This window comes from Sphaerisporangium corydalis (assembly GCF_025506355.1).
Taxonomy (GTDB): domain Bacteria; phylum Actinomycetota; class Actinomycetes; order Streptosporangiales; family Streptosporangiaceae; genus Sphaerisporangium; species Sphaerisporangium corydalis.
Window position 1 is genome coordinate 1 of the sequence record NZ_JANZYP010000109.1, and the last position, 18,363, is coordinate 18,363.

Sequence of the window (18,363 nt, forward strand, 5' to 3'; positions counted from 1 at the left end):
CGCCGCGTCCGTCCCGGCGGGCCCCGCGGGCGCCCGTCCGGTCGCAGGCGCCCCCGCGCCCGGCCTGGAGCGGCCGGGCGCGGCCGCCGGCGACCCCTCCCGTGCGGCCCTGATGAAGGAACTCGACGACCTCGGCCTCTGACCCGGGCCGTCCACCGGCCGTCACGGACGCCGCCCGCGCGCCGCGTGGCCGGGGCTGGCAGAGTCGGCTCATGGAACAGCGACTCGATTTCGTCACGCTGGGGGTGCCCGACCTGGGCGCCGTCAGGGACTTCTACCTCGGCGGGCTCGGCTGGGAACCGGTCCTGGAGGTGCCAGGGGAGATCATCTTCCTCCAGGTCGGGCACGGGCTGGTGCTCGGGCTCTTCGGCTCGGCCGACCTCGACGCCGACGTGGGCGCCGGCCAGGACTCGGGCCGGTCGGCGCCGTTCACCCTCTCGCACAACGTCGAAGGCGAGGACGAGGTGCGCGAGGTGATGGAACAGGCGCGCGAGGCCGGCGCCACGATCCTCAAGGAGGCGCAGCCGGCCGCCTTCGGCGGTTTCCACGGGTACTTCGCCGACCCGGCGGGGTTCCGCTGGGAGGTCTGCTTCAACCCGGGCTGGAGCGTGGCGCCGGATGGCACGGTCGGTATCGTCCCGGTGTGACCGTCCTCATCGACCCCCCGAACTGGCCGGGACCGCGCGGCCTGCTGTGGTCGCACCTCGTCAGCGACACCTCGCTGGAGGAGCTGCACTCCTTCGCCGAGCTGCTGGGCACCCCGCGCCGGGCGTTCGACCGCGACCACTACGACGTGCCGGAGACGGTGTACGAGCGGGCGGTCGGGCTGGGGGCCGAGCCGGTGTCCTCGCAGACCCTCGTCAAGCGCCTCACCGCCGCCGGCCTGCGCCGCCGCCGCACCCGCGCCTGACCCGGCACGTCCAGGTCCGGCGAACGGCCGCCGCCCGGGCTCGCGAGATCAGGCCCGCGCGAGAAGGCTCATGAGATCAGGCTCGCGGGATCAGGCTCGCGCGAGCAGGGCCGCCAGTTCGGCGCGGACGTTCGCGCGGGCCGCCCGCTCCCACAGGTCGCGCGCCCCCGGAGTGCGATACAGGGCGGGCATCGCGAGGAGGCCCTCCAGCACCCGTGCCCGCCCGGCCCGGAACGCCGCGTCGGGCACGTGCCGGTACTCCTCACGCACGGCGCGCGCGTAGGCGTCGTACCCCGGGGCGGCCAGGACGGCGAGGTCGGCGTCGCAGAGCACCTCGCCGTCGCGGTCGCCCGGCGCCGGGTCGTGGCCGGCGGTCAGCCGGACCAGCCGGGCCACCTCACGGGGCTCGACGCCCAGCCGGGGAAGCCGGGACTGTGCGAGCTGCGCGCTGCGCTCCTCGTCCCAGCCGGGCCGGCCATCGTACACCGCGTCGTGGAACCAGGCGGCGAGCCGGACCGCCACCGGGTCGGCGGCGAGCCCGGCGAGCGGCTCGATCGCGTCGAGCACCGCACGCAGGTGGTCCGGCGTGTGGTACCGCCGGTGCGGCTCGGCCCAGCGCGCGACGAGCTCCGCGCCGACGGCGCCGGCCGCCGGGGAGCGGCCCGCCAGCGCCGCCCACCGGTCCGCGAGATCACCCATCCCGCCATTGTCACGCACGCCCATCGCACCCGGCCCACAGGACGGGCCGCCACGGCGACGCGGGACGTCCAGGCCGCCAGGGCACGCCGCCCGTACGGGCGGCTCAGTCGGCGATGTAGGAGATCGAGCGCACTTCGTAGCCGCGCGCCGCGCCGCCGCGCAGGTGCAGGAACATGGCGCCGCCCTCGTAGGAGTAGGCGCAGGACCGGCCGCCCTTCTCGGCCTGGCATCCCTGGAACAGGTAGCCGGGGCCGCCGAACTTCACGCGGAACAGTTTCGTCACCACGCCGGTGGCCGCGATCTCCAGGCCGCGGTTCCTGTCCCCCGCCCGCCACGCGTCGTAGAGGTACTTGGCGGCCTTGGCGGGCGTGGTGATGTGCCGGGACTCGTAGACCCTGGCGACGGTGCCGTGCGAGACGACCATCAGGATCCCGTTGAGGCCGCCGGGCACGCGGACGCTGGTGTGGACGAACCGGCACGCGTTCCCCGCGCAGCCGGCGAACCGGTCCGGTGCCCGGTACGCGTACGAGAACAGCGTGCGGACCGCCGCGGGTGTCGCGACGGCCGCCGCCGCCCGCCTGTCGTGCCGCAGCCAGGCCCTGAAGAGCCTCTTCGCGACGCCGGACGGCGCACGTAAGGTGCCCGCGACCTGCCCCGGGCCGAACGCCCGCCCCTCGGCGGCACCCGTGGGAGCCACCGCCGTACGCGCCGCCGTCGCGGTCCCGGCGCCGGGCGCGGCGGTGCCGGCCTCCGCGCGCATGGGCGCCATCAGCGCGGCCGCCGCCACCAGGACCACGGCCGTCTTCGATCCACGCATCGCCACTCCCTCTCCCCCGGGGCCTTCCCGGCCCCGCAGAAGGACGCGGCGAGCACCGTCACGGTTCACACGAGAAGCACCGCGCGCCCGCCCACCGCCCGCCCCGGAGCCGGGTCCCTGGAGGCGTCACGGCGGCCGCGGACCCCGGCCGGAGCGGCCCGGCGGCCCCTGGGGCTGTCCGGCCTCGCCCGGACGCTCCCGATCGCGCCCGGCGCCGCTGGGCCGGACCGGAGCCGATCTTGGATCGACCATGGCACGGCTTTCGGCAGTATTGACGGTGTGACCCTCCTCGAGCACCTTCCCCAGGACACCGGCCCGGACGCCCTCTTCGAGGCGTTCGTGGAATGGAACTCCCAGCGCGGGCTCACGCTCTACCCCGCTCAGGAGGAGGCGCTCATCGAGGTCCTCTACGGGAACAACGTGATCCTCGCCACGCCGACCGGGTCCGGCAAGAGCCTGGTCGCGGCCGGCGCGCACTTCGCGGCCTTCGCCGCCGGGGTGCGCACCTTCTACACCGCGCCGATCAAGGCCCTGGTGTCGGAGAAGTTCTTCGACCTGTGCGCCACGTTCGGCACGGCCAACGTCGGCATGATGACCGGCGACGCCGCCGTCAACGCGTCGGCGCCGATCATCTGCTGCACCGCGGAGATCCTCGCCAACATCGCGCTGCGCGACGGCGCCGAGGCCGACATCGGCCAGGTGGTGATGGACGAGTTCCACTTCTACGCCGAACCCGACCGGGGCTGGGCGTGGCAGGTGCCGATCCTGGAGCTGCCGCACGTCCAGTTCGTGCTGATGTCCGCGACGCTCGGCGACGTGACCCGGTTCGAGACCGACCTGACGCGCCGCACCGGGCGGCAGACGGCCGTGGTGCGCTCGGCGACCCGGCCGGTGCCGCTCTACTACAGCTACCGCACCACGCCGTTGCACGAGACGCTGGAGGAGCTGCTGTCCACGCAGTCGGCGCCGGTGTACGTGGTCCACTTCACGCAGGCGGCGGCCATGGAACGCGCGCAGGCCCTGATGAGCGTGAACATGTCCTCCAAACCGGAGAAAGAGGCGATCGCCGCGCTCATCGGGCGGTTCCGGTTCACCACCAAGTTCGGCCGGGCGCTCTCCCGGCTCGTGCGGCACGGCATCGGCGTCCACCACGCCGGGATGCTGCCCAAGTACCGCCGGCTCGTCGAACGCCTCGCCCAGGCCGGGCTGCTCAAGGTCATCTGCGGCACCGACACGCTCGGCGTCGGCGTCAACGTGCCGATCCGCACGGTGCTGTTCACCGCGCTCAGCAAGTACGACGGCAACCGCGTCCGCCTGCTGCGCGCCCGCGAGTTCCACCAGATCGCCGGGCGCGCCGGGCGGGCCGGCTTCGACACCCTCGGCTACGTGGTGTGCCAGGCGCCCGACCACGTCGTGGAGAACGAGAAGGCGCTGGCCAAGGCCGGGGACGACCCGAAGAAGCGGCGCAGGGTCGTGCGCAAGAAGGCCCCCGAGGGGTTCGTGAGCTGGAGCGAGGAGACCTTCGAGCGCCTGCAGAAGGCCGAGCCCGAGCCGCTGGGCTCCCGGTTCAAGGTCAGCAACGCCATGCTCCTGGCGGTCATCAACCGTCCCGGCGACTGCTTCGCGGCGATGAAGCGCCTGCTGACCGACAACCACGAGGAGCGCAGGGCGCAGCGGCGCCACATCAGCCACGCCATCGCGATCTACCGGTCGCTGCTGGCCGGCGGGGTCGTGGAGAAGCTGAGCGAGCCCGACGAGTACGGGCGGATGGCGCGCCTCACCGTCGACCTGCAGGAGGACTTCGCGCTCAACCAGGCGCTGTCCACGTTCGCGCTGGCCGCCTTCGACCTGCTGGACGCCGAGTCGGTGACCTACCCGCTGGACATCGTCTCGATCGTGGAGTCGACCCTGGACGACCCCCGGCAGATCCTGCACTCCCAGCTCAACAAGGCGCGCGGCGAGGCGGTCGCCCAGATGAAGGCCGACGGCATCGAGTACGAGGAGCGCATGGAGCTGCTCACCGACGTGACCTACCCGATGCCGCTCCAGGACCTGCTGTTCGGCGCCTACGAGACCTACCGGCGCGGGCACCCGTGGGTCGGCGACTACGCGGTGAGCCCCAAGTCGGTGGTCCGCGACATGTACGAGCGGGCGATGACCTTCACCGAGTACGTCCAGGTGTACGAGCTGGCCCGGTCGGAGGGCACGGTGCTGCGCTACCTCGCCGACGCGTACCGGACCCTGAGCCGCACCGTCCCCGACCACATGAAGACCGAGGACCTGATGGACCTCATCGAGTGGCTCGGCGAGCTGGTCCGCCAGGTGGACTCCAGCCTGCTGGACGAGTGGGAGCAGCTGCAGAACCCGACCGACGAGCTGGAGCGGCCCGGCCTTGAGGAGAACACCCGGCCCGTCACCGGCAACCCCCGGGCGTTCCGCGTCCTGGTGCGCAACGCGATGTTCCGCATGGTCGAGCTGGCCGCGCTTGAGCGCTACCAGGAGCTGCACGAGCTGGCCGACGTCGACTGGGAGGGCGCGCTGGACGCCTACTACGAGGAGCACGAGGAGATCCGCACCGGCCCGGACGCGCGGGGGCCGTCCCTGCTGCTGATCGAGGAGGAGAAGGAGCTGTGGCGGGTGCGCCAGGTGCTGCACGACCCCGCCGACGACCACGACTGGGGCATCAGCGCCCAGGTCGACCTCGCGGCCTCCGATGAGGAGGGCCGCGCCGTCGTCCACGTCATCTCGGTCGACCGCCTCTGACCCGGGCCTCCCCGGGGATCCGGGGACCGGCCAGGCTTCCGGGCGGCCAGGCTTCCGGGGGCCGTTCGGGGCTCCGGGTGGGCCGACGGGGTTCCCCCGGGGGTCAGCCGCCGCTGGAGTCGAGCTCGGCGCCCTCGGGGACCGCGACGTCGTAGGGGTCGTCCAGCCAGTGTTCGGGCAGGTGGACGCGCTCGCGGGCGTTGGATTTGCCCCTCGGCCCGTCCGCCGCCTCCCCCGGCCACGGCTGCCCGGCGGGCAGGCACGCGATGCGCTCGCCCAGTTCGGCCAGCGACCCGGCGGTGGCCAGGTCCCGGCGCGACCCGGCGCCGACGGTGAAGCCCTTGAGGTACCAGCCGACGTGCTTGCGGAAGTCCAGGACGCCGTGCGTCTCGCTGCCGAAGCACTCCACGAGCAGCTCGGCGTGGCGCATCATGGTCGCCCCGACCTCGCCGAGGGTCGGCCGCACCCGCTCCGACCCGCCCTCGAAGGCGCTGTCGAGGTCGCGGAACAGCCAGGGGCGGCCGAGGCAGCCCCGGCCCACCACGACCCCGTCGCAGCCGGTGCGCTCCATCATCCTGAGCGCGTCGCCCGCCGCCCAGATGTCCCCGTTGCCCAGCACCGGGATCTCCGGTACGGCGTCCTTCAGGCGGGCGATGGCGTCCCAGTCGGCGGTGCCGCCGTAGTGCTGCACGGCCGTGCGGGCGTGCAGGGCGACGGCGCTCAGCCCCTCCTCGACGGCGATGCGGCCCGCGTCGAGATAGGTGAGGTGGTCGTCGTCGATGCCCTTGCGCATCTTCATCGTGACCGGGAGCGCCCCGGCGTTCGCCACCGCCGCGCGCAGGATCCGCCGCAGCAGGTCGCGCTTGTACGGCAGGGCCGACCCGCCGCCGCGCCTGGTGACCTTGGGGACCGGGCAGCCGAAGTTGAGGTCGACGTGGTCGGCCAGCCCCTCGGCCGCGATGACCTTGACGGCCCCGCCGACGACCTCCGGGTCCACGCCGTAGAGCTGGACGCTCCTCGGCTTCTCCCCGGGCTCGAAGCGGATCATCGCCAGCGTCTTGGGGTTGCGCTCCACCAGCGCCCTGGACGTGATCATCTCCGACACGTACAGTCCGCCGCCCTGCTCGCGGCAGAGCGTGCGGAAGGGCGCGTTGGTCACTCCCGCCATCGGCGCGAGGACCACCGGGGGCCAGACCTCGATCGCACCTATCTTCACCAGCCCATTTGTACCTCACGCCCGGACATGACGGGTGAATCGCCTGGTCGGGGTGCCTGCCGCTTGGACCGGAGGGTCCGCGGCCGGATAGATTGGTGGCGGGTGCTGGCACGTGACACCGGAGGCCTTGGATGCTGCTGAGACTGCGTATCTCGCTGCCCGACCGCCCTGGATCGCTGGGCCAGGTGACGCGCGTCCTCGGGGTGGCCGGCGCCGACATCATCCAGCTCGTCGTCCTGGAACGGGGCGAGGGCCGCGCCGTGGACGACCTGACGGTCTACTGGCCCGATTCCGCGTCGCGGGCCGTGCTGGTCCAGGGGCTCGAAAGCGTGCCCGACGTGATCATCGAAGGGGTGTGGACCACCCGCGAGGCCCCGGGCACCTACCCCGAGCTGGAGATCCTCAAGTACATCACCACGGCGGGCGACCGGGCGCTGGCCACCATGATCGACTCGATGCCCGTGCTGTTCAGCGCCGACTGGGCCGCCGCCGCCACCGAAAGGACCCCGAGGTCGGCCGTCCATTCGAGCTGGCGGGCGCCCGAGGACATCCCGTTCCCCTCGATCACCCCGCCCCGGCCAGAGGCGCACACCCTGCCGGGCGGCCCGCACATCATCGCGGCCCCGCTGCCGCCGCTGGCGCTGACGTTGCTGCTGGCCAGGGACGAGGGGCCGCCCTTCCACCGCATCGAGGTCCACCGCCTCACCCGGATCCTGGAGATCTTCCTCACCCTGCCGGCCGTCGAGCGGACGGTCGCCCGCAACTTCCGCGGCACCACCGCCCGATGACCCAGGCGCCCCTCCGGTTGGGCACGGCCGGGGAAAACCGCTAGGATTCCGAGGCGTCGCCGTGGGATGGTGGTCCCGGTCAGGCACGCGGACGTGGCTCAGTGGTAGAGCATCACCTTGCCAAGGTGAGGGTCGCGGGTTCGAATCCCGTCGTCCGCTCGGAGAGGTCCGCACGCCGTGGCCTCGCCTGGTGGAGTGGCCGAGAGGCGAGGCAGCGGCCTGCAAAGCCGCGTACACGGGTTCAAATCCCGTCTCCACCTCCGCACCAAAGATCAATGAAGTACGGCTCGGGCGATTAGCTCAGTGGGAGAGCGCTACCTTGACACGGTAGAGGCCACTGGTTCAATCCCAGTATCGCCCACCACACGATCCCCAGGTCACCGGCCTGGGGATTCGTCTTTCCCGGGCGCCGCCCTGATTTTGTCCCGGACGCCGCCCTGAATAGGGTCGCCGACGAAATCACGACGCTTTTACGCGCGATGGTAAGTCCCCCGCCTGTCGGCCCGAATTTCGCCCGTGACAAAGAGCGGCCAACAATATTGAAAGTGCGGTCACGGCGGCACACACTCGGCGGCAAGGAGGCCCACCCCCCAGTTTTGGAGCCGCAATGGACCGAGCCGTAATCGGAATTCGCGGGCGCAGGAAAACAGTGCTCCGGCGCGTCACGTCCGCCGCGGTCGCGGTGTTCACCGTGGCGTTCCTGTGCGTGCCGCCCGCCAGCGCCCTCGCGCTGCCGACAGCGAAGAGCCTGACGGCCTTCCTCGACCTCGAATGCTTCAGGACCAACTCGTACCAGCCGCCCGCCACCACGCTCACGCTGCGGCACCTCAACCCGGTGCTCGCCAACCTGCCCACCGAGACCGTCACCCTCGGCCCGCGCGAGCAGCTCTGCGTCCCGGTCGCCAAGAACACCTCGATACCGCCGTCACCCGCGCTCGACTTCATCAGGTTCATCGACCTGTCCTGCTACCGGATCACCGGCATCAACGTGAATACGACGCTCGTGCTGAGCCACCTCAACCCGCTGTTCCAGAATCTGCCGCGCACGCAGGCGGTCATGAACGTCCCGCAGCAGTTGTGCGTGCCGGTCATCAAGAACAACGCGGTCCCCTCGGCCGAGATCCTGTCGCTCGTCAGCCACATCGACCTCAAGTGCTACGGCATCACCCCCAACAACCCGCTGAACCAGCAGGTGTCCCTGCGCCAGCTCAACCCCGTCCTGACCCCCCTCATCCCCACGCACGCCGCGCAGATCCTCTACGCCCGCCAGTTGTGCGTCCCGGTGCTGAAGGCCGGTGACGACATCCCGACCTCGGTGTTCAACATCCTCCGGTGGATCGACCTGGAGAAGTTCGACATGGTCACCCCGGCCGCCCTGCCCACGGTCACCCTGGCCCTGCGGCACATCAACCCGGTCCTCTCCCACCTCCCGGCCGAGCAGGCCGTCCTCACCGGCGCCGGCCAGATAGCCCTCCCCGTCGCCAAGAACGGCAACCTGCCCCCAGGCTGACCCACCACCCGGGGCCCTCCACCCACCCAGGTGGAGGGCCCCGCCACCGCCAGAGGCCCCCGTCACCGGTAGGAGGCCTGCTGGATGCGGTACAGCTCCGCGTACTTTCCGCCATCGGCCATCAGCTCGTCGTGCGTGCCGGACTCCAGGACGCGCGCGCCGTCGAGGACGATGATGAGGTCGGCCATGCGCACGGTGGAGAACCGGTGCGACACCAGCACGGTGATCCGGCCGCCGTCCCGTCCTCCCGGTGCCCTGGCGGCGGCCGCGTACCTCTCGAACAGGGCGTGCTCGCTTTCGGCGTCCAGGGCGGCCGTCGGCTCGTCGAGGACCAGGACCAGGGGGTCGTCGCGCATGAACCCGCGTGCCAGCGCGAGCTTCTGCCACTGCCCGAACGACACCTCCACCCCGCCGCGCCAGGTGCCGCCGAGCTGGGTGGCGAGCCCGTCGGGGAAGGTCGCGACGACGTCGCCCGCGCCCGCGCGCTCGACCGCGCGCCCGACGGCGGCCAGGTCGCCGGCCCGGTCCAGGTCGCCGAGGCCGATGGCGCGGCCCGCCTGGAACTCGAACCGGAAGAAGTCCTGGAACGTCCCGGCCAGCCGGCTCCGCCACTCCTCCGGCGGCAGCCTGGCGAGGTCGGCGCCGTCGACGGTGACGCGCCCCGACGCGGGCTCGTAGAAGCGGCACAGCAGCTTCACCAGCGTCGTCTTGCCGGCGCCGTTCTCCCCCACCACCGCCACCACGCTGCCCGCCGGCAGCGACACCGACACGTGGTCCAGCACGGGCCCGTCCGACCCCGGGTAGGTGAAGCCGACGTCCTCGAACCGGACGCCCTGGCGCAGCCGTGCGGGGACCGGCAGGTCGGCCGCGCCGGCGCGCGCCGCCGCGTACTCCTCCAGCCAGGTCAACCGCCGGGAGGCGTCCAGCCAGATGCCGCGGAAGAACCGCGATTCGGTGACCGTCTGCCCGACGTACTGCGACAGCCGCCCGCCCGCCGCCAGCGCCAGCGTCACCGAACCGGCCACGGCGACCGGCGACCCCGGCCCGGTCGCGACGTAGGCCACACCGGCCACGAAGGCGGCGCCGAACACCGCCCAGACGGCCGACTGCCACACCGTGCTGACCAGGCGCGCCCGCGCGAGCGGGACGTAGGCGCGGTCCCACGCCTCACGCCGCCCGTCGCGCAGCCTGCGCTGCACTCCCGCGACCCGCACCTCCTTGCCGGCCGGGGCGGTGGAGCCGAGCACAAACCAGTGGCGCGCCATCCGCCGGTCCTGTGCGCCGCCCTGCTCGGCCCGGTTCTCCACCGCGGCCCGCCGGATCGACACCAGCACGGTCGGCACGGCGAACACCACCAGCAGGCCGAGCAGGGGGCGCACCGACACCAGGAGCCCGACGGTGAGCAGCACCCGCGTCACCGCGCCCACCGTGCTGAACAGCGAGCGGTACAGCTGGCTCAGCGCCCCGGCGTGGTCGCGGAGCACTGCCAGCAGGTCCAGATGGTCCGAGCGCTCCTGGTGCTCGATGGTGGCCACCGACGACTGCAGCCGGGCCACATACGACTCGATCTTCACGGCGGCGCGCTCGGCGAAGCGCAGGTTGATCCGCTCGCCGGCCAGGCTCAGCAGCCAGCTCCCGACCGCGAGCCCGGCCAGGAGCGCTCCGGCGGCCACGAGCCGCCCCCCGCCGCCGAGCGCGACCGCCTCGGCCAGCAGCTTGAACCCGAGCGCGAGCAGCGCGTCCGGCACCGCCGCCGCCAGGGTCAGTACCCCTCCGGTGACCAGGAGCAGCGGCTCGGCGCGGAACCCCATGCGCAGCGCGCGCCCCACCGACAGCAGGGACGACGGCAGCTCAGGTGCGGAGTCGGACATCGGGCTCCTCCTCGTCACCGAAACGCGCGGCCTGCAGGGTGAACATGGTCCGGTAGCGCCCGCCGGCCGCCATGAGCGAGTCGTGCGTGCCGGACTCCACCACCCGGCCCTCCTCCAGCACGCAGATCCGGTCGGCGTGCCGCACGGTGGAGAAGCGGTGCGAGATCAGGATCGTGGTGCGGCCCTTGGTGGCAGAAAGGAGCCGCTGGAAGATCTCCGCCTCGCCGCGCACGTCGAGCTGGGCGGTCGGCTCGTCGAGGATGACCACCCCGGCGCCGCCGCGCACCGCGTGCAGCACGCGCGCCAGCGCCACCCGCTGCCACTGGCCCCCCGACAGGTCCACGCCGCCGTCGTACCCGGCGGCCAGCACGGTGTCCAGCCCGGCCACCCGTTCGGCCCCGGCCCCGGCGAGCGCGGCGCGCACGTCGTCGTCGTCGCCTCCGAGGGGTGCGACGTTCTCGCGCAGCGGCAGGTCGTACTTCACGTAGTCCTGGAAGATCGCGGTGACCCGGCCGCGCCACGAGGCCGGGTCGAGCTCGCGAAGGTCCACCCCGTCGACCTCGATCCGGCCGGCCGTCGGGTCGTAGAGCCGGCACAGCAGCTTCACCAGCGTCGTCTTGCCGGCGCCGTTGGCGCCCACGACGGCCAGGGACGAGCCCGCGGGCACCACCAGGTCCAGGCCGTCCAGCACCTCGGCGGAGCCCGGCGCGTAGGAGAACCCGACGCCGCGAAAGCGGATCTCCGTGGCGGGCATCCGGCCGGCGGGCCGTTCCCCGCCGGTGAGCGCGCCCGCCTTCCGCATCGCCGGCTCCAGGCGGCGCACCGTCATCACGGCCTCGGCCGCGTGGGGAAGCGCCCAGTTCAGCCCGCCGAAGGCGAGCGCGGAGGCGCCCACCGCGGCCTGCGCGAACGCGATGGTCGCCGCCGGCCCGAGGCCGCCCGCCGCCGCGTCCTGTGCCAGCGACCAGAAGAACACGGCGTTGGCACCGGCGACCAGCGCCACCGTGAGCAGGATCCACCGGCGGTGAAGGCGGGTGGAGCGCAGCCGGATGTCGACCAGCCGCCGCCGGGAGGCGGCGAAGCGGTCCACCACCCAGCCGGCGAGCCCGAACAGGCGCACCTCCTTGGCGGCCGGGGTGTCCATCGCCAGACGGTAGGAGTACTCGACGTACCGCTGGGCGTCGAGCACCTCGCCGGTCATCCGGTCCCAGACCGTGGACCTGCGCAGCAGCCAGTGGGTCGACAGCCAGGCGCCGCCCACCAGCAGCGGCGCCCACCACCGGTACGCGGCGAGCACCACCGCCTGGCAGAACCCGGCGACCAGGTCGACCAGGCCGCCGGCGATGAGCGACATCGCCAGCGACATCGGCGGGCCCGACAGCCCCAGTTCGAAGTCACGGGCCAAGGTGAGGTCGTCGGTCAGCTCGGGGGATTCCAGGTGCCCGAGGCCCGCGGGCTCGGCGGTCGAGGCGAGCAGCCGGTCGTTCAGCCACCCGGTCAGCCGGTCCCCCAGGTTGGCGCTGACCTGGCCGTGCGCCGGCGCCAGAACCTGGAGCACGACGAACAGCACGCCGAGGGTGAGCAGGAGGGCGGTGATCGGGGCGCCGCGCCGCACCGCGTCCACCAGGAGCCCGACGAACACGACGAACACCGCAGGGATCAGGCCGCGCAGCAGGATCAGCCCGAACCAGGCCGCCGCCAGTCCCCGCCCCGCCTGGGGGAGCTCCCCGAAGAATCGCCACTCGTCACGTCGCCGCAGCGAAGCGATCAACCCGGTTCTCCTCCGATCAACATCATTCACTACAAGTCAGGCTCAGTACGTGATCCGCGTCAAGCCCCTGCCCACGCGCCGGTCGGACGTCGGCGCCGTGCCTGCCCCGCCGGGAACCGGACCGTCCTCCCGCGTACCCGGCAGGCCGTCCCCTCCGCCCTGTCCATCTCGGACAGAATGTTCCCGCCCGATTTCGCGTGCAGCGAATTCACGGCTTCCTCGAACCGCCTCGCCCGGACCATGGCGGAATTCCGCAGCGGGAAACCCACCGGGAAAAGCGGCCTTACTGGTATATAGGACGTTCATCCGTCCCGCCGGCCGCCATGAGGTCTCATGAGGAATTTCCCGCGTCTTGTCACGGCCAGGCTGGTCACCGGGGCCCTCGCCCTGTTCGGGTTTCCGGACGCGGGCGGCGCGCCTGAGAGCGATGCCCGGCTCGCGGCCGCCTGGCGGGACGCGCGGGATTCCCATCGGTTCGACGAGAACGCCGCCCCGCCGCGGAAAGGGCGCAGGCGGGGCCGGCGGGACATCTCCATTGAGATCAGCGCCCCGATCGAGCACGTGTTCCGGGTGTACTCGGATTTCGGCAACCACGTCGGCATGCATTCGTTCCTGAAGCGGATGGTCGTCCACCAGGACCGCACCGAGGGCGGGACGCGTCACATCGATTTCACCGCCGTGGAGGAGATCCCGGTCGCCGGAGTGCCCGTCGTCAGCAGTACGCACGCCCGGCAGCGCGTCCACCACGACGCCTTCAGCTACGAGACCGACACCTGGTCGCTGCCCGACGTGGTCACCCATCAGCGGATCGTCTTCGAGGACCTCGGCGGGGGACGCACCCGGGTCACCGAGCACCTGGCCTTCGAGGCGGGCGTCCTGTTCATCGGCGTCACCGTCGGCAAGGGGACCGCCGCGCACAAGGAGACGCAGGCGGGCCTGAAGACGGCCATCGAGAGCGGCGCCCTGTGACCGGCCGGGCCAGTCCCGGCGCGGGGTAGCCCCGGCGGGGTAGGACTCATGGGCCAGGGCTCGCGCGGTAGGGCTCGCGGGCTAGGGTTTGCGGGCGATTCCGCCGTACATGAGCTGGTGGCCGACGGTCAGCTTCTCCGGGACGGGGCCGTCGGGACGCCACAGGGGCAGCGGGACGACCCCGGGCTCGACCAGCTCGAACCCGTCGAAGAAGCCGGTGATCTCCTCGGGCGTCCGGAACCGCCCGGTGCCGAGCAGGGCGAGGTACTGGCGCTCGGCGTCGCGCGCCTCCTGGGTCGAGGCGCAGAAGTGCGTGATGAACAGGTAGCTGCCCGGCGGCACGGCCGCCATGTACGCGTCGACGATCCCCTGGGGGTCCTCGTCGTCGTGCAGGTGGTGCAGGATGCCGACGAGCATCACGCCCACCGGCCGGGTGAGGTCGATGAGCCGCTCGACGGCGGGGTCGGCCAGGATCGTGGCGGGCCGCCGCAGGTCGGAGGTGACCACCGCCGTGCCCGCGTTCTCCGCCAGCAGCGCCCGGCCGTGGGCCAGCACCATCGGGTCGTTGTCGACGTAGACGACCTTCGCCTCCGGGTTCTCCCCCTGCGCGACGTGGTGGGTGTTCTGCACCGTCGGCAGGCCGGAACCGAGGTCGATGAACTGGTCGATGCCCTGGCCGGTCAGGAAGCGCACCCCCCGGCCGAGGATCTGCCGATTGTAGGCCGCCACGTCGTAGATCTCGGGGACGACCTTCACGATCTCGGCGACGAAGGCGCGGTCGACCTCGTAGTTGTCCTTGCCGTTCAGGACGACGTCGTAGGCCCTGGCGATGCTCGGCCTCGTCGTGTCGATGCTGCTCTTCCATTCATCGGACTTGTCGGCCACAGGGGGTCCTTCCTCGCGATCCCAGGGTCCAAATGATCATAGGGCCCATAAAGCCCGCTAAATCCGGCTTTCACGGGATGAGGGGGTGAGAAGAGGCCGGGATCGCGATTCAGGGGAATTCCGCGCTAGCGGGTCACGCCGAAGAGCTCCACCAGGGGATCGACCAGCATGTGCCGGCCTTTGACGTCGGCGACGACCGAGCCGGGGACGACCCCGTCCTGCCCGGGGAACTCGCCGGCACCGCCCTTGGGGCCGAGCGGCACCGCGATGGCGGGCCCCATCGGCACGTACTCCGCCAGCTCGCCCTCGCCGGAGATCAGCGCCCTGATGTTCGCCGCCACGACCTCGGACTGCTGCGACGCGTGCCCGGCCATCGGCGGGCCCAGGGTCGTGATGTCGCCCAGCGCGAAGATCGTGTCGTGGCCGGTCACCCGGAGCTCGGGCGTGACCTCGACGAAGCTCGCGGGGGTCAGGGCCGCGACCAGGTCGTCGGCGAGGTAGCCCGTGAGGGGCGTGACGCCGTAGCAGCGGTACCAGATGTCGGCGGTCACCTCCGAACCCGCTCCGGTGGTGACGGTGAACGTCCCGGCGGTACCGGGGGCGGTGGGCGGCGCCTCGCGCAGGGGGCTGCCGAGCAGCAGCTCCACCCCGAGGGCGTCGAGCTGGCGGCGCAGCTCGGCCCGGAGCTCCGGCTTGAAGGGCCCCGCGAGGATGTCGTCGGCCATGTCGGCGATGGTGACGTGCTTGTCCGGCCAGACGGCCTTGATCTCACCGGCGAGCTCCAGGCCCACCGGCCCCGCGCCGAGCAGCAGCACCCGGCCGGCCTGGGCGAGCGCCTCGTGGGAGGCGCGGTAGCGGGCGTGCGCGGCGTCGGTGTCGACGGCGTCGGCCTTGCCGGGGAAGGGGTAGGCCGAACCGGTGGCCAGCACGATGTAGTCGGCGGCGATCTCCTCCCCCGACCCGGTGACCACCCGCTTGGAGTCGACGGAGACCGCGTGGTCGCGGACCACCCGGCCCCGGGCGAGCAGGTTGTCGTAGGGGAAGTAGATGCGCGGCAGCCACTCGGGGGCCACGAGCGCCCGGAGCGCGGCGACGTTGTGGACGAACGCGTCCTTGGGCTCGACGAGCACGACCTCGGCCACGTCGTCGAGTGCCTTGGCGACGCGGGCGCCTCCGTATCCGCCGCCGACCACGGCGACGGTGGGCCGCCATACGGGTGCGATATCGCTCATTTCATTCCTGCTTCCTGATGGCTCGCCGAAGCGCTCCGAACGGTCGCGCACGGCCCCTTGCGACCCGTGCGGCCGCCGCCCTGCGCCATGTCGTTGAACATAACATATCGTTGAGACTGTTCAACTATCTACAGGGGTCGACGATCAGGGATGTGTTACGGTATAGGGTATGAGCGTCGAGGAGATCCAGGCCGCCCAGACCATGGATCGGCTCGGCCTGCTCCTGGCGCACCACGGCACCGTCGCGCAGGTCCGCGTACGGCACGCCCTCGGGGTGACCGGCTTCGGCGCCCGGCACGCCGTCACCCTGATGCACCTCGCCGAGAGCGGCCCGATGGGCCAGCAGGCCCTCATCGAGGCCCTCGGCGTGGACCCGAGCGTGCTGGTGACGGTCCTCAACGACCTGGAGCGCGACGGGCTCGCCGAGCGCCGCCGCGACCCCGCCGACCGGCGGCGCCACATCGTGGAGATGACCGAGGCCGGCGCCGGCGCCCTCACGCGCGTGCACGACGCGCTGACGGAGGTGGAGCGGGAGCTGTTCGGCGACCTCGACCAGGACGAGATCGAGCACCTCCACCGGCTGCTCAGCCGGGTCAGGACCACGCCCGAAGAGCAGGCCTGCACCGAAGAATGAGCCTCCCGCGCACCGCCCGCCGGGAATCGGTCCTGCCGGGCGCGCCGGCGTAGTACCCTCGGTAGCGGTTCAGTCACCTTCAGTCAGCGACCGCTCACCGCCCCCGAGGGAGTAGGCACGCTCATGCAGGCCTTCACGCTGCCCGACTTCTACATGGCCTATCCCGCGCGGCTCAACCCGCACCTGGAACGGTCCCGCGCGCACAGCACCGCCTGGGCGCGGCGGATGGGCATGCTGGACGCGCCCACGCCGGGCGGCGGCGTCGTCTGGGACGAAGAGGGCCTGGACAAGATGGACTACGCGCTCATGTGCGCCTACACCCATCCCGACTGCGACGGCCACACCCTCGACCTGATCACCGACTGGTACGTCTGGGTCTTCTTCTTCGACGACCATTTCCTCGAACAGTTCAAGTACTCCCGCGACACGCGGGGCGCGAAGGCGTACCTCGACCGCCTGGAACTGTTCATGACCGACGAGGGCGAGACGCCCCCGGAGCCGGAGAACCCGGCCGAGGCGGGCCTCGCGGACCTGTGGAAGCGCACGGTCCCCGCGATGTCGGAGGGGTGGCGGCGGCGCTTCGTCACCAGCACCCACAACCTCATGGTGGAGTCCATGTGGGAGCTGGACAACATCGACCTCGGCCGCGTCGCCAACCCCATCGAGTACGTGCAGATGCGGCGCCGGGTCGGCGGGGCGCCCTGGTCGGCGAACCTCGTCGAGTACGCCGTCCACGCCGAGGTCCCCGACGCCCTCGCCGCCACCCGGCCGATGCGGGTCCTGTCCGACACCTTCTCGGACGCGGTGCACCTTCGCAACGACCTGTTCTCCTACCAGCGCGAGGTGCGGGAGGAGGGCGAGAACTCCAACGCGGTGCTGGTCTTCGAGCGCTTCTTCGGCTGCCCGACGCAGGACGCCGCCGAGCTGGTCAACGACCTGCTCACCTCCCGGTTGCAGCAGTTCGAGAACACCGCGCTCGCCGAGGTGCCGGCTCTGCTGGCCGAGCACGCCGTCCCGGCCCACGAGCAGGCCGCGGTGGGCGCCTACGTCAAGGGACTGCAGGACTGGCAGTCCGGCGGGCACGAGTGGCACGCCCGCTCCAGCCGGTACATGAACGAGGGCGCGGCCAAGGGCGGCCCCGGCGGGTTCCTCGGCCCGACCGGCATCGGCACCTCCGCCTCGGCTCTGCCGCTCTCCCCCGCGACGCTGGGGCTCGGGCGCCGGGCCCGGCAGTACGCCTACGTGCCGTTCCGGCAGGTGGGCCACCTACGTCCGCCCGAGCTGTACATGCCCTTCCCCATCCGCACCAGCCCCCACCTGGACGACGCGCGCCGGCACGCGGTCGGATGGGCGCGCGAGATGGGCATGTTCGACTCGCTGCCCGGGGTCGAGCTCGGCGGCCTGTGGGACGAGCGGCGCTTCCTCGGCTTCGACTTCGCCCACTGCGCCTCGATGATCCACGCCGACGCGACCCCCGAGCAGCTCGACCTGTCCTCCGACTGGCTGGCCTGGGGCACCTACGGCGACGACTACTTCCCCGTGGTGTTCGGGGCGACCCGCGACCTCGCCGGGGCCAAGCTCTGCCACGAGCGGCTGCGGGCCTTCATGCCGCTGGACGACTCACCCACCCCCGAGCCGGCCGACCCGATCGAGCGGGGCCTCGGCGACCTGTGGCGGCGCACCGCGGGGCCCATGGAACCGGCCGCCCGGCGGCAGTTCCGCGCCTCGGTGGAGGAGATGACCGAGAGCTGGCTGTGGGAGCTGGCCAACCAGGCCCAGAACCGGATCCCCGACCCGGTCGACTACATCGAGATGCGCCGCAGGACGTTCGGCGCGGACATGACGATGAGCCTGTCCCGGCTCGCGCACGCCGACGTGGTGCCGCCCGAGATTCACCAGACCCGCGTCATGCGCGAGCTGGACACCGCCGCGCAGGACTACGCGGCCTTCACCAACGACCTGTTCTCCTACCAGAAGGAGATCCAGTTCGAGGGCGAGGTGCACAACCTGGTCCTGGTCGTGGAGAACTTCCTGGACGTGGACCGCTGGAAGGCCCGTGACATCGTCGCCGACCTGATGGAGGCGCGGATGCGGCAGTTCGAGCACATCATCGCCAACGACCTGCCCGCCATGTTCGACGAACACGACCTCGACGAGGAGGCCCGCCGGCTCCTCACCCGGCACGCCGACGACCTGAAGGAATGGATGTCCGGCATCCTCGAATGGCACCGCAAGTGCGCCCGCTACCCCGAACCCGAACTCCTCCGCACCCACCACCCCAAAACCCACCCCCCCTTC

The 18,363-nt window shown here is 72.0% G+C and carries 15 protein-coding genes and 3 tRNA genes; 11 read left to right on the forward strand and 7 right to left on the reverse strand.

The features are described from left to right. Nucleotides 1–212 precede the first annotated feature (212 nt). Both NYZ98_RS40000 and NYZ98_RS40005 read left to right on the forward strand, forming a co-directional pair. A complete protein-coding gene (locus NYZ98_RS40000) occupies nt 213–647 on the forward strand; it encodes a VOC family protein (protein ID WP_262850528.1) in 435 nt (144 codons plus the stop codon). After that, the gene (locus tag NYZ98_RS40005) at nt 644–910 is read left to right on the forward strand and encodes a DUF4031 domain-containing protein (protein ID WP_262850530.1); all 267 of its coding nucleotides are present in this window, start codon (nt 644–646) and stop codon (nt 908–910) included. Before NYZ98_RS40000 ends, NYZ98_RS40005 begins: the two co-directional genes overlap by 4 nt. A gap of 90 nt (nt 911–1,000) precedes the next feature. On the opposite strand, the gene NYZ98_RS40010 is transcribed toward NYZ98_RS40005, so the two are convergent. Together NYZ98_RS40010 and NYZ98_RS40015 are read right to left on the reverse strand one after the other, a co-directional pair. Then, on the reverse strand, nt 1,001–1,609 hold the full coding sequence (locus NYZ98_RS40010) for an HD domain-containing protein (RefSeq protein ID WP_262850532.1): 609 nt from the start codon (nt 1,607–1,609) through the stop codon (nt 1,001–1,003). Between the two features lie 103 nt (nt 1,610–1,712). Then, on the reverse strand, nt 1,713–2,426 hold the full coding sequence (locus NYZ98_RS40015; RefSeq protein ID WP_262850534.1) for a hypothetical protein: 714 nt from the start codon (nt 2,424–2,426) through the stop codon (nt 1,713–1,715). A gap of 270 nt (nt 2,427–2,696) precedes the next feature. Here NYZ98_RS40015 and NYZ98_RS40020 point away from each other — a divergent pair, with 270 nt between their 5' ends. Continuing rightward, nucleotides 2,697–5,189, forward strand: a complete 2,493-nt coding sequence (locus tag NYZ98_RS40020) for a DEAD/DEAH box helicase (RefSeq protein ID WP_262850556.1) — start codon at nt 2,697–2,699, stop codon at nt 5,187–5,189. 103 nt (nt 5,190–5,292) lie between these two features. Here NYZ98_RS40020 and dusB read toward each other — a convergent pair whose 3' ends face one another. Continuing rightward, nucleotides 5,293–6,405 carry a tRNA dihydrouridine synthase DusB gene (gene dusB / locus NYZ98_RS40025; protein WP_262850536.1) on the reverse strand — a complete coding sequence of 371 codons (1,113 nt, stop codon included), beginning with the start codon at nt 6,403–6,405 and terminating at the stop codon, nt 5,293–5,295. Nucleotides 6,406–6,536: 131 nt separating this feature from the next. Here dusB and NYZ98_RS40030 point away from each other — a divergent pair, with 131 nt between their 5' ends. From NYZ98_RS40030 to NYZ98_RS40050, 5 genes are all read left to right on the forward strand, one after another. Continuing rightward, entirely contained in the window at nt 6,537–7,193 is a 657-nt protein-coding gene (locus NYZ98_RS40030) for an ACT domain-containing protein (protein ID WP_262850538.1), read from the forward strand. An 87-nt stretch (nt 7,194–7,280) separates the two neighbouring features. Beyond that, nucleotides 7,281–7,352, forward strand: a tRNA-Gly gene (locus NYZ98_RS40035). 30 nt (nt 7,353–7,382) lie between these two features. Next, nucleotides 7,383–7,453, forward strand: a tRNA-Cys gene (locus NYZ98_RS40040). A gap of 29 nt (nt 7,454–7,482) precedes the next feature. Continuing rightward, a tRNA-Val gene (locus NYZ98_RS40045) sits at nt 7,483–7,557 on the forward strand. 285 nt (nt 7,558–7,842) lie between these two features. Further along, nucleotides 7,843–8,703 carry a hypothetical protein gene (locus tag NYZ98_RS40050; protein ID WP_262850540.1) on the forward strand — a complete coding sequence of 287 codons (861 nt, stop codon included), beginning with the start codon at nt 7,843–7,845 and terminating at the stop codon, nt 8,701–8,703. 62 nt (nt 8,704–8,765) lie between these two features. Here the strand turns inward: NYZ98_RS40050 and NYZ98_RS40055 are convergent, their stop codons facing one another. Beyond that, on the reverse strand, nt 8,766–10,574 hold the full coding sequence (locus NYZ98_RS40055; RefSeq protein WP_262850542.1) for an ABC transporter ATP-binding protein: 1,809 nt from the start codon (nt 10,572–10,574) through the stop codon (nt 8,766–8,768). Continuing rightward, a complete protein-coding gene (locus tag NYZ98_RS40060; protein WP_262850544.1) occupies nt 10,555–12,345 on the reverse strand; it encodes an ABC transporter ATP-binding protein in 1,791 nt (596 codons plus the stop codon). The genes NYZ98_RS40055 and NYZ98_RS40060 overlap by 20 nt, the downstream gene beginning before the upstream one ends. Before the next feature lie 333 nt (nt 12,346–12,678). On the opposite strand from NYZ98_RS40060, the gene NYZ98_RS40065 reads away from it, so the two are divergent. Then, nucleotides 12,679–13,314, forward strand: a complete 636-nt coding sequence (locus NYZ98_RS40065; protein WP_262850546.1) for an SRPBCC family protein — start codon at nt 12,679–12,681, stop codon at nt 13,312–13,314. A gap of 81 nt (nt 13,315–13,395) precedes the next feature. Here NYZ98_RS40065 and NYZ98_RS40070 read toward each other — a convergent pair whose 3' ends face one another. Next, complete coding sequence (locus tag NYZ98_RS40070; RefSeq protein WP_262850548.1) at nt 13,396–14,199, reverse strand: SAM-dependent methyltransferase; 804 nt, start codon at nt 14,197–14,199, stop codon at nt 13,396–13,398. Nucleotides 14,200–14,324: 125 nt separating this feature from the next. Next, complete coding sequence (locus NYZ98_RS40075) at nt 14,325–15,431, reverse strand: NAD(P)/FAD-dependent oxidoreductase (protein ID WP_262850550.1); 1,107 nt, start codon at nt 15,429–15,431, stop codon at nt 14,325–14,327. 169 nt (nt 15,432–15,600) lie between these two features. On the opposite strand from NYZ98_RS40075, the gene NYZ98_RS40080 reads away from it, so the two are divergent. Both NYZ98_RS40080 and NYZ98_RS40085 read left to right on the forward strand, forming a co-directional pair. Next, nucleotides 15,601–16,065 carry a MarR family winged helix-turn-helix transcriptional regulator gene (locus tag NYZ98_RS40080; protein ID WP_262850552.1) on the forward strand — a complete coding sequence of 155 codons (465 nt, stop codon included), beginning with the start codon at nt 15,601–15,603 and terminating at the stop codon, nt 16,063–16,065. Between the two features lie 123 nt (nt 16,066–16,188). Continuing rightward, nucleotides 16,189–18,363 (forward strand): terpene synthase family protein (locus NYZ98_RS40085; RefSeq protein ID WP_262850554.1); only part of this gene is annotated, 2,175 nt, incomplete at its 3' end.